Origin of the sequence: Kordia aestuariivivens, assembly GCF_014397005.1 — a bacterium.
Taxonomy (GTDB): Bacteria; Bacteroidota; Bacteroidia; order Flavobacteriales; family Flavobacteriaceae; genus Kordia; species Kordia aestuariivivens.
Genome location: NZ_JACGWS010000005.1, coordinates 118721 through 131214 on the forward strand (window position 1 = coordinate 118721; position 12494 = coordinate 131214).

General features: G+C 34.5%; 11 protein-coding genes. 8 read left to right on the forward strand and 3 right to left on the reverse strand.

Annotated features, from left to right (window positions below; genetic code table 11):
- Positions 1–39: 39 nt before the first annotated feature.
- Positions 40–1965, reverse strand: coding sequence for a S9 family peptidase (locus H2O64_RS09695; RefSeq protein ID WP_187561993.1), 1926 nt, complete (start codon positions 1963–1965; stop codon positions 40–42).
- Positions 1966–2207: 242 nt separating this feature from the next.
- Between H2O64_RS09695 and fabG the strand changes: the two genes are divergently transcribed.
- From fabG to H2O64_RS09720, 5 genes are read left to right on the forward strand one after another with little or no spacing between them, the layout of a single operon-like run.
- Positions 2208–2954 (forward strand): 3-oxoacyl-[acyl-carrier-protein] reductase, encoded by a 747-nt coding sequence (gene fabG / locus H2O64_RS09700; protein WP_187561994.1) that lies wholly within the window; start codon positions 2208–2210, stop codon positions 2952–2954.
- Between the two features lie 14 nt (positions 2955–2968).
- A complete protein-coding gene (locus H2O64_RS09705; RefSeq protein WP_187561995.1) occupies positions 2969–3505 on the forward strand; it encodes a hypothetical protein in 537 nt (178 codons plus the stop codon).
- Positions 3506–4480 carry a hypothetical protein gene (locus H2O64_RS09710; RefSeq protein WP_187561996.1) on the forward strand — a complete coding sequence of 325 codons (975 nt, stop codon included), beginning with the start codon at positions 3506–3508 and terminating at the stop codon, positions 4478–4480.
- A gap of 3 nt (positions 4481–4483) precedes the next feature.
- Positions 4484–6520, forward strand: coding sequence for a VWA domain-containing protein (locus tag H2O64_RS09715; protein WP_215907146.1), 2037 nt, complete (start codon positions 4484–4486; stop codon positions 6518–6520).
- Positions 6521–6537: 17 nt separating this feature from the next.
- A complete protein-coding gene (locus tag H2O64_RS09720) occupies positions 6538–7353 on the forward strand; it encodes a prohibitin family protein (RefSeq protein WP_187561997.1) in 816 nt (271 codons plus the stop codon).
- A gap of 92 nt (positions 7354–7445) precedes the next feature.
- On the opposite strand, the gene H2O64_RS09725 is transcribed toward H2O64_RS09720, so the two are convergent.
- On the reverse strand, positions 7446–7892 hold the full coding sequence (locus tag H2O64_RS09725) for a hypothetical protein (RefSeq protein ID WP_187561998.1): 447 nt from the start codon (positions 7890–7892) through the stop codon (positions 7446–7448).
- Between the two features lie 122 nt (positions 7893–8014).
- Positions 8015–8845, reverse strand: coding sequence for an OmpA family protein (locus H2O64_RS09730; RefSeq protein WP_187561999.1), 831 nt, complete (start codon positions 8843–8845; stop codon positions 8015–8017).
- Positions 8846–9191: 346 nt separating this feature from the next.
- Between H2O64_RS09730 and hisG the strand changes: the two genes are divergently transcribed.
- From hisG to hisC, 3 genes are read left to right on the forward strand one after another with little or no spacing between them, the layout of a single operon-like run.
- Positions 9192–10049 (forward strand): ATP phosphoribosyltransferase, encoded by an 858-nt coding sequence (gene hisG / locus H2O64_RS09735; protein ID WP_187562000.1) that lies wholly within the window; start codon positions 9192–9194, stop codon positions 10047–10049.
- Positions 10049–11341 (forward strand): histidinol dehydrogenase, encoded by a 1293-nt coding sequence (gene hisD, locus H2O64_RS09740; RefSeq protein ID WP_187562001.1) that lies wholly within the window; start codon positions 10049–10051, stop codon positions 11339–11341. The genes hisG and hisD overlap by 1 nt, the downstream gene beginning before the upstream one ends.
- 18 nt (positions 11342–11359) lie before the next feature.
- Positions 11360–12412, forward strand: a complete 1053-nt coding sequence (hisC, locus tag H2O64_RS09745) for a histidinol-phosphate transaminase (RefSeq protein ID WP_187562002.1) — start codon at positions 11360–11362, stop codon at positions 12410–12412.
- Positions 12413–12494 lie beyond the last annotated feature (82 nt).

Below are 12494 nucleotides of genomic sequence, written 5' to 3' on the forward strand. Positions count from 1 at the left end.
AATAAAAAAGCGCTTCTCTCGAAGCGCTTTTTTTATATATTATCCTTTAACTTTCGTAGTCATGTTTTTATTCAAAAACTCAATCATTGAATTATAAAAATCAAATCGATTCTCTTGATTTCTAAATCCGTGACCTTCATTCTCTTTTAACATATATTCTACGGTAATTCCATTCTCTTTCAAAGCAGCTACCATTTGATCAGATTCTGCTTGAACCACACGCGGATCATTAGCACCTTGCGCAATAAACAATGAAGCTTTAATCTTATCTACATGAAATACTGGGCTATTTGCCTTCATCATAATGCTATCTTTCGTATTAGGATCGCCCACCATTTCATATAACATTTTCTTATAAGGTTCCCAATATGGAGGAATCGTTTCCATAAACGTAAACAGATTTGATACGCCTACATAATCAACAGCAGCAGCATACAAATCAGGTGTATTTGTAATTCCAGCTAATGTTGCATAACCTCCATAACTTCCACCATAAATAGCAATACGATCTTCATCTGCAATACCTTCTTTAATAAGCCACTTTACGCCATCAGTAATATCGTTTTGCATTTCTTGTCCCCATTTTTTAAATGAACTTTGCCAGAATTGTTTCCCGTAACCTGTAGATCCTCTAAAATTCATTTGTAAAACTGCATAACCTCTATTGGCTAAAAATTGCACTTCTGGGTTGAATCCCCAATTATCACGAGCCCAAGGACCGCCATGTGGATTCACAACTACTGGTAAATTTTCTGCTTTCACACCAACAGGTAACGTTAAATATCCATGAATTGTCATGCCATCTCTAGAAGTGTAGGTGATAGGTTTCATATCTGCCATATGATCAGAATTAATCCAAGGACTTAAATCTGCCATATGTTTTAAAGTGCCAGTGTTTTTATCATAAAAATGATAAGCACCTCTCGTTTTATCATTTCCTGCATATATTAAAAACTTATCTTCATCTTTATTGCTAGAAGTAATATAATATTGATTGTCTTCTCCAAGTTTTTCCTCTAACATCTTAAAAAGTTTCTCAGCTTCTGCATCTAAAAACTTTCTATTCAGTTTTGCTCTTGTATAATTAATAAACGTTGGTACTTTTCTTTTTGAAGAATATGAAATACCATCCACATCCACTTCGCTATCCATAAAAATTTCTTCAATTTCTTTATTTGCTTTCAAATCGTACTTTACAATAGCGGCTTTATCTCTGCCTAAATTAGAAGCGGCATACACAACATCGCCATTATCAAAATCGAAAAATTGTGGAGTTAAGGTTTGTTTAAAATCGGTAGTAATAACTTCTGTAAAAGGGTCAGCTTCTGTAGCTCTGTACATAATTGTATTATCAACACCATTGGTTACATAGGCTAAGCGCAACTTTCCATCGTGATCTGTTTGCCAACCTGTAATATTTCCAGGGTTTTCATAAAGTAAGGTTAATGCTCCAGAATTGATATCCAATCGATATGGATCAAAAACTTGCGGAATTCTTTTATTCAAGCCAATAATCATTTCATCTTGATTATCTTCAAGCGCATCAATAATTTGAGAGCGTACACCATCAAAAGGTGTTAAATCTTTTTCGTTGGTTCCATCTTTATTTACAGCAAAAAGGTGAAAATTTTCATTTCCGCCTTCATCTCTAATAAATACTAAACGATCGTCATTTGCCCAAAAATACCCAGAAAGGTCACGATCTTCAACACTTGTAACTCTTGTTACAGCATCGCTATCAAATTTTCGGACATGAATATTCATTCTATCTTTATAAGGAGCTAAATACGCAATATATTCACCATTTGGAGATAAGCTGAAGGATCTTTTTTCAGAATTTTTAAAGAAATCTTTAACTGAAATTTTTGGCGCTTGTTGCTTTTCTGCAAGCTCAGGCACTTTTTTGGTTTCCTCTTTGCATGCCATAAAAAGCAGTATAAAGGAAAAAAGCAGTAGTTTTTTCATAATTTTGTTTTTTGTTAGATATCCTTATATGACGAATAAAAAAAAATGTTGTTACAGTTTTTCCATGCATTTTTGTAAATTCGATAAAATCTCCCAGTTTTTTTTGATACATTTATAATCAACTTATCATTAGATAGTTATTACAAATAGAAGTTGTTTTTTTCTAAATAATCATAAAACATCTTATTGTCAACCTAACTATTCTAACTATATTTGAATTAAATAAATCAACCATAATACGAATGAAATTACTAGAAGGCAAAACAGCTATCATTACTGGCGCGAGTAGAGGAATAGGAAAAGGAATCGCGCAAGTATTTGCAGCTCATGGGGCAAATGTAGCATTTACATACAGTTCATCTGTTGAAGCTGCTAACGAACTAGAAAAAGAATTAAACGAATTAGGCGTAAAAGCAAAAGGATACAAAAGTAACGCTGCAGACTATCAACAATCACAAGATTTGGCAGCGGAAGTATTAAAAGAGTTTGGCTCGATTGATGTATTAATCAATAATGCAGGAATCACAAAAGACAATCTTTTAATGCGAATCTCAGAAGAAGATTTTGACAAAGTAATCGAAGTCAACTTAAAATCTGTCTTCAATATGACCAAAGCAGTTCAACGTACCATGTTGAAACAACGTAAAGGTTCTATCATTAACATGAGTTCTGTTGTTGGTGTAAAAGGAAATGCCGGACAAACCAACTATGCAGCCTCAAAAGCAGGAATGATTGGATTCTCAAAATCAGTTGCCTTAGAATTAGGTTCAAGAAACATTCGCAGTAATGTAATTGCACCAGGTTTTATAGAAACTGAAATGACAGGGAAACTTCCAGAAGATGTCGTAAAAGGTTGGAGAGATGCTATTCCATTAAAAAGAGGTGGAACTCCTGAAGATGTAGCAAATGTATGTGTTTTCCTTGCGAGTGATATGTCAGCTTATGTCACAGGACAAGTATTGAACGTTGACGGTGGAATGTTGACATAACTAAATAATAACGTATGAAAAAAGCATTTTTATTAATGGCAGTATTTATGCTGTCATTTGGAGCGTTAAACGCTCAAAACTGGGAAAAGTATAAAGCGGAAGACTTATCATTTATTGCATACTACCCACAAGAACCAGAACGTACTGTGCAAAAAGTGAACACTGCTGTTGGCGAGTTAGACATGCACATGATTATGCACGCACCAGCTTCGGGTGATGACAACGCGGTATATTCCGTAATTCGATCTGATTACCCAGAAGAGCAATTTACAAATGCTGACGAAGAATACAATGCAACGGTACTTGATGGCGCTGTAAATGGAGCTGTATCAAACGTACAAGGAAAGTTAGAATTTGATAACAAAGTAAAATTTAACGGATATCCGGGAAGAAGCATCAAAATTGCTATTCAAGGTGGATTTATATATATCAATGCATATCTAGTTGAAAATTCAATGTTTATTACACAAGTAATTTGTTTAACTGCAAATGATGAAAACCCAAGTATTAAACGTTTCTTAGACTCTTTTGAAATCATAAAAACAAAATAAATGAAAAAGACGGCTTTACTATCTCTAAGTTTTTTCCTTTTTTTCAGTACAATTGTAATTGCTCAAGCACGTATAGGAAGCTTTCTAATTTATGGAAAACATAAAAATTTAAGTAAAAAATCATTAGAAAAATTTGCGAATTCTCCAGTAACCTATTTTATCTTTGAGGAAAGCGACAAATATACAAAAGAGGATTATGAAAAATTATTGAAGCAAGTTTGGAAATTCACCCCTTATAAAATAATCCAAGATAAAGATATCGATAACACCATTTTTAAAGAAGGAACATCTTATGCAAGATTTCGTAATTATATAGTTTACAGTCAAGGAATATCAACGAGAGCAACATCATCGTATCATTATTTAGACTTTTCCGTTATTACTAAAATTACAAAAGATAAAATTAAGAAGGGAAAAAGAATTTTTGATTGGAGAGCGGATCGTGTTGGAGCCATTTACTTTACTGCTGATATTCCTTTGCGACGACAAGTAGTATCAGGTCAAGATTCTCTTAGCGGCGATTTGATGAATTACAGATTGGGTTATTTGAAAAATTACTTACAGTTTGTCAATAGTAGTTTTGAAAAAAAAGAAAGCTTTGATACTTTTGATGATTACATCAATAAGGAAAAAATAGGAGTTCTTAAAAATAAAACGCTGTATTTTTCACAAAATTTTATTTACTCGTACTCGGGTAAAAAAGTTGCAAAAGCAAAAAAACAAATCACAGAAGAAGAACTATTTATAGATTATCAGCATAAATATGAGGTTATTCCTGATGCAGAATTAAACGAAAAAATTCTGAACGATGAGGACTTTTACTATTTAGTCTATCATCAAAATGCATTTATAAAAGTACTATCTATCATAAATAGTAAAACAGGAGAGGTAATATATTCTAAATCGAAAATGATGTCATATAACTTGAAGCCTAAAGATTTAAAAGAAATCTCTAAAAAAATATCTAAATACTAACTATTGCAAACTACAATCATTGTATATATCTGTATAGCAGTATTCATATCAGCGCTTGTCGCGATATTTCATTACTACTACAAAACGAAAAAACGCACTAAAAAATTAGTGCTTTTTTCGTTTTTAAGATTTTTAAGCCTATTTGCCTTATTACTCTTAATCATCAATCCAAAATTTAAACAAAAAAGTTACTACGAAGAAAAACCAATCCTAACAATTGCGGTTGATAATTCTTCTTCAGTTACCGAATTGGGCTATGATGCAAAAGTCCTAGAAATACTAAATGCCTTAAAAAACTCAAAACTACTTCAAGATAAATTTGAAATAGATACGTATACATTCGCAAGAGAACTAAAAGAAAGTGACTCTGTAAACTTCTCTGGGCATCAAACAAACATTAGCAAAGCGCTAAAAGACATCAACAATCTTTACAAAGATGCGATTGCGCCAACACTATTAATAACAGACGGAAATCAAACTTATGGGAATGATTACCAATTTCTTTCCTCAAAAATAAAACAACCAATATTTCCTGTCATTGCAGGTGATACAATAACATACATTGATCTTAAAATTGATCAGCTTAACGCGAATAAATACGCATACCTAAAAAATAAATTTCCAGTAGAAGTAATTGCGACGTATACCGGAAATGAAACGATTCAGACAAACTTAGTCCTAACTTCCGATGGAAAACGCTTGGCGAGTAAAGAATTGACATTTTCGCCAACGGACAATTCAAAAGTTGTCAACCTAACTATTTCAGCAACAAAAATTGGTGTACAAACATTGCGCGCAACGCTGACACCATTAAACACTGAAAAAAACAAACAAAACAACACACGCTACTTTGCAGTGGAAGTCATTGATCAAAAAGTAAAAATTGCGTTAATTGCTGATATGATTCATCCAGATTTAGGAGCGTTAAAAAAGAGTTTAGAAAGTAACGAACTGCGAAGTGTAGATATTTTAAAACCCAATGAAGCTTCAAGTAAACTAAATGACTATCAACTAGTTATTCTCTATCAACCAACGAGAAAATTCACGGAAGTATATGAAAATGTAAATCGATTAGAAAAAAATACACTGACCATTACAGGAACACAAACCGATTGGAATTTCTTAAATGATGTACAAACTAACTTCTACAAAGATGATTTGGACGAAACGGAAGAAGTACAGGGGAAATTAAACACCAACTATACAAACTTTCTAATTGAAAATATTGACTTTTCAGACTATCCACCATTACAAAATGCTTTTGGCGAAGTAGAATTTAATACGGCTCATGAAATCATTCTATCGCAAGTAATTTCGGGTGTTTCAACCAATGGCGCATTATTAGCAACGTATACAAACGATACCAAACGAGCTGCAATACTTGCAGGTGAAGATATCTGGAAATGGCGCGCGCACAGTTTCTTGGCGCAAGAAAACTTTATAGAATTTGATACATTTCTGGGGAAACTAATACAATACTTAGCTTCCAGTAAAAAACGAGAACGCTTAACCGTTGGTTACGAATCGTTTTACTATGGAAATCGTGAAATTCAACTCACAGCACAATATTTCAATCCTTCCTATGAATTTGATGCGAATGCAAACCTAACAGCGATCATCAAAAACAAAGACACCGAAAAAGTAACCACATATCCAATGTTGCTAAATGCCGGGTTTTACACTGTTGATTTAAACAACTTGCCGCCAGCATCGTATAATTTTACAGTACGAGCAGAAGGGAAAAATAGCAGCAAATCGGGAAGTTTTAAAATACTAGAATTCGATATTGAAAAGCAATTTTTAAATGCCGATACGAAACGATTGCAAGCCATTGCTGCAAAATCAAACGGAAAGGCATTTCATATCAATAACGACTCACAAGCGATTATTTCTGAACTAATAAACGATCAACGCTTCAAAACCATTGAGAAAAGTAACGAAAAGGTCGTATCTTTGATAGATTGGAAATATCTACTCGCATTAATTGCAATTAGTCTTGCATTAGAGTGGTTTCTACGAAAATATTACGGACTCATTTAATAAAAACAAATAACAAGATGGATAAATTACCAAAAATTGGAATACCAATACTAATTGTAGTCATTGGATTAATTATACTAATAGCAAAATCAGCAGTAACTATTGGCTCAGGAGAAAGAGGAGTATTATATAAGTGGATTGGTGGAGTAGAAACTGAAGAAGCGCCTTTAGGAGAAGGATTTCAAATTGTAGCACCTTGGAATCAAGTATTCAAATACAATGTAAGACAACAAGAATTATTTGAAGAAAAAATGGCTGTATTATCTTCAAATGGATTAGAAATTAGATTAGACGCATCTGTATTATATCAAGCAACAACTGCTACCGTAGCATTATTGCACCAAACTAGAGGAGAAAATTATGAAGATGACGTAATTAAACCAGCGGTTAGATCTGCAACAAGAAGTGTAGTTGGTAGGTATACGCCAGAACAATTATATTCTACAAAACGTGATGCAATTCAGACAGAAATTTTTGAAGAAACCAAAAAAATTCTAGAGCCACAATACATTCAATTAAATGCTGTACTAGTTAGAGATGTAACATTACCTCCGACAATTAAGGAAGCAATTGAGCGTAAACTAAAACAAGAGCAAGAATCATTAGAATATGAATTCAGATTAGTAACTGCGGCAAAAGAAGCTGAAAAAGTAATCATTGAAGCGCAAGGTAAAGCAGATGCCAACAAAATATTAAGCGCATCTTTAACAGATAAAATTCTACAAGACAAAGGAATAGAAGCAACATTAAAATTATCAGAATCACCAAATAGCAAAGTAATCGTTATAGGTTCAGGAGACAGTGGGTTGCCAATCATTCTTGGAAATCAATAAAATAAAACATAACACAAAACAAAAAAGGGAAACATAATTGTTTCCCTTTTTTTATACTTTTCAGTCTAACCAGTCTAACCAGTCTAACCAGTCTACTTATCCGTACTCAATCGCTTGCTAAAATCAGTATCGCCACCTTTCTTCAAAATTCCTGCCTGACCTTTCCAATCGTCGCGTTCAATGCGTCCTGGAAAAAAGGCAATCAATTCGGTAACGGTTTGTATATCTTCTGGTGAAAACCGACTAATCTGTTCAAAAGTGTAAATTCCAATCGTATTCAACTTCTCTTCAATAAATGGTCCAACACCTTTAATTCGTTTCAAATCGTCTTTCTGAGAAGGATTGGCAAAACCAAAACTCTCAAAATTCAATGGGGAATTCTCAAGATCAATTTGTGTCGTTTCGCTTGAATCCACAGCTTTTCCTGAACGTTCTCGTGTTTTCACAGCGCGCACACCTTGCGATGAAGAAACATCCATACTAATCTCTGTTTTCTCAGATTCACAATCAGCTAATAACTTTTCGTATTTGCGTTTCATCTTGCGTTTCGAAAAAATCCATCCAATCAAAAAACAACCAAATCCTATCAAGAATACTACAAAATATTCCCAACTAGAAGTCGGTGTAAGGTTCTGTATAAATATAAGTGTCATACAATCAGTTAATTAGTTATATTAATTTCAATTCGTCTATTCAATCGTTGTCCTTCTAAAGTAGCATTTGATGCAATAGGGGAAGTTTCACCCTTAGAAGAAATAGTCAACTTGGAAGGATCAATACCTTGTGAAACAAAATATTCCATCACACTTTTAGCGCGTTCTTTTCCAATCCACTGATTCGCTTCAGCTTCACCATTACTATCGGTATGACCAATAATTTCAACTTGTTTATCAGGATGTTTTGCTAAATAATTCTTTAATTCTTGCGCGTAAGCATTCAATGTATTATCAGGTTGAAACGTTTTTGAACCAAAACCTGCATACAAAATCTTAGAAGCAATTCCTTTATCAATAGACTTCATGCGCTCCTCAGACATCGTTTGATACTCGTATGCAAATCCTTTTGCATATTGATCGTTTGCCGAAAACTTAAAATCTCCTTGTTTGGTTTGCATCACAACACGATCAAGATTAATTCCAAAATCTTTCAACACATTCTGTAAAGATTCATTGCGAGAACCTGCAATAGATCCGTTTTCATCCTTACTAAAAAAGGACGTAATCACTAACTCTTTTCGCTGATTCGCATTTAAATAATCAAAAAAGGATTGTAAAGGGTTTGAAATACTATCAATAATAGTGACAGTTTCGGAATTCTTTGCAATTGAAAAAGGTAAATAGGTAAGTGGTTTTTTCTCAACAACTTTTGGAGGTTCAACAACCGGAATTGGCTCAGAAACTTCACAAAGCTTCTTTACACTGCATTCGTAATACCGAACGCCAAAATAAAGCCATGTACATAAAAATACAAAAGCAATTACAAAATGTTTCATAGGTGGGCTAACTATTAATATTTTAAAAATAGGAATTCATTTTTGATATCACAAGATTTCATAATTTAAAAAACTAAAAACGAGTGTATTGTCACATATTTTCGATAAACGGCAAAAAATAAATTCAAAAAAGACATGTTAGCAATAAAAAATATTACTTATATTTGCATCAAACAAAGAAAAAACAATGTCGTTTATCCAATTGCATCATCATCATTTTCATACTTGTCATCAAGCGAGCTGAGGATGTATTGAAGTAATTCTAAAATATATTTAAAACCCGTTTGAACACATCAAGCGGGTTTTTTTATGCCCAATTTTGGTGTTCAAGCATAAAAAAAAACCAATGAACAAACTAAAAATTGCTATCCAAAAATCGGGACGATTAAATGAAGATTCGCTAAAACTCTTAAAAGATTGCGGAATCTACATTGACAACGGAAAAGATCAACTCAAAGCTGCCGCGCGTAACTTTCCACTTGAAGTATTCTATCTCAGAAATGGCGACATTCCACAATACCTCAGAGATGGTGTTGTAGACATCGCAATCATCGGAGAAAATGTACTCATCGAAAAAGGTGAAAATATTGCCATTGCAGAAAAACTTGGCTTCTCCAAATGTAAAGTCTCACTTGCCATTCCAAAAGGAGAAACCTACAATTCTGTAAAAGACTTTGAAGGCAAGCGAATCGCAACTTCGTACCCAGAAACGGTAAAAACATACCTCAAAGAAAAAGGCGTAAATGCTGAATTGCACATCATCAACGGATCGGTGGAAATTGCACCAAACATAGGCCTTGCAGACGCTATTTGCGACATAGTTTCGAGCGGAAGCACACTATTCAAAAACAATCTAAAAGAAGTTGAAGTTATGTTGCGAAGTGAAGCTGTATTAGCAGTTTCACCAAAAATTGGAGCAGAAGAAAAATTAGTACTTGAAAAACTGCAATTCCGAATTCAATCGGTACTCACAGCACGAACTTCAAAATACATTCTTCTCAACGCGCCAAACGACAAAATTGACGCTATCAGTAAAATATTGCCCGTATTAAAAAGCCCTACAGTTCTCCCATTAGCACAAGAAGGTTGGAGTTCACTACACTCAGTAATCAAAAAAGAAGACTTTTGGGACGTAATTGACGAGCTCAAAAAAAATGGCGCAGAAGGGATTCTAGTATGTCCAATCGAAAAAATGGTACTATAATGAACAAAATATTCAACCCAAAACCAGCAGATTGGAATACAATTTTGGAGCGACCAACGCAAACTGTTGACGACATTGAAGCAACGGTTTCGCAAATATTCTCCGAAGTGCAAAAAAATGGCGATCAAGCTATCAAAAAATACACCTCGTTCTTTGACAATGTAAAGTTGGACAATTTTGTTGTCAGTCAAGCTGAAATTGACGCTGCGAGTATGAACGTTTCTGATGAGCTCAAAGCTGCCATCGCACTAGCGAAAACGAACATTACCAAATTTCACGAAGCACAAGAAACGCCAAAAATTGAAATAGAAACGACAAAAGGTGTTCGCTGTTGGCAAGAAAAAAGAGCCATTCAAAAAGTCGGATTGTACATTCCTGGTGGAACGGCGCCATTATTCTCAACCATCTTAATGTTGGCGGTTCCTGCGAAAATTGCAGGTTGTGACGAAATCATCTTGTGTACGCCACCAAACAAAGAAGGGAAAGTAAATCCAGCTATCCTATACACAGCAAAACTATGCGGAATCACTAAAGTATACAATGTGGGCGGAATTCAAGCAATTGCCGGAATGACATTTGGATCGGAAACCATTTCCAAAGTCTACAAAATATTCGGTCCAGGAAATCAATTTGTCACAGTCGCGAAACAATTAGCAACTAAATACGGAGTTGCCATTGACATGCCTGCTGGACCAAGTGAACTCTTAGTTGTGGCGGACGAAACAGCAAATGCAAGTTTTGTAGCTTCAGATTTGCTAAGTCAGGCGGAACACGGAACGGACAGTCAAGTGATTTTAGTGACAACTTCAAAAAAGTTCTTAGACGAAGTAGAATCGGCAGTGGAAGCACAATTAGGAGTTTTACCACGAAAAGGAATCGCTACAAAAGCAATTAACAATTCAAAATTAATTTATGTTGAGAATGATCAAATTGCACTAGAACTAATTAATGAATACGGACCAGAACACTTTATTGTCTGTGCAAACGATGAAGACTTCTACACCAACGGAATTCAAAATGCGGGTTCTGTATTTGTTGGAAACTACACGCCCGAAAGTGCTGGTGATTACGCATCTGGAACCAATCATACCTTACCAACAAACGGCTATGCGAAAGCTTATTCAGGTGTAAACCTAGCAAGTTTTCAAAAAAGTATGACATTTCAAAAAATCACGCCAGAAGGAATTCAAAACATTGGAAATGCTATCGAACTCATGGCAGAAGCCGAAGGTTTACAAGCGCACAAAAATGCAGTAACCTTACGATTAGATGCGCTAAAAGCAAAGAGCTAACAGCTAAAAGCTAGACAGATGAAAACAATCAACATAAATTCTCTCATCAGAGAAAACATAAAAACACTCAAACCGTATTCATCAGCAAGAGATGAATACAAAGCTTCGGGAAGCGAAATGGTGTTTTTGGACGCGAACGAAAATCCGTTTGAAAATGGTGTCAATCGCTATCCAGATCCAAAACAAACAGCTGTAAAAGTTGCACTAGCAGAAGTGAAGAACTGTAATCCAAACAACATTGTACTAGGAAATGGAAGTGACGAAATTCTCGATTTAATATTTAGAGCGTTCTGCGAACCAAAAAAAGACAACATCATTACATTACCGCCAACCTACGGAATGTACAATGTTTTGGCAGGAATTAATGACATTGAAACGAAAGAAGTATTGCTTTCTGAATCATTTGAACCAAAAGAGGACGAAATTCTAAATGCAGCAAACGAAAACAGTAAAATTCTATTTCTCTGTTCGCCAAACAATCCTACGGGAAACAGTTTTGACAACGCAACAGTTGAAAAATTACTCAAAGAATTTAACGGAATTATAGTCATAGACGAAGCATACATAGATTTTTCTGAAGAGGAAAGTTGGTTAAATCGATTGGAGGAATTTCCAAATCTTATCATCACACAAACGCTGTCAAAAGCGTATGGAATGGCAGGAATTAGACTTGGAATCTGTTATGCTTCATTGGCAATTATTGAAATATTAAACCGAATTAAACCGCCGTATAACGTAAATTTGCTCACGCAGGCGTATGCGTTGGAACGTATTCAAGATCAAGAAGGTGTACAATTAGAAATTGCGCAAATTCAAAACAACAAAGACTATCTAACAAAAGCGTTGAAAAATGTGAATTTCATTACGAAAATCTTTCCTTCTGATGCTAATTTTATCTTAGTTAAAGTAGATGATGCGAACTTACGTTACAATCAATTAATTGCAAAAGGGGTCGTAATTCGAAACCGAACTACGCAACCATTATGTGAAAACTGCTTGCGATTAACGGTTGGAACGGAACTTGAAAATAAAAAACTGATTGAGGAATTGTTGGCAATTTCGAAATCCTGATAATAAAATGATGTGATGCTGAATCGAGTTCAGCATGACGAAAACAAATAGAAACGTCACACTGAACTTGATTCAGTTTCAC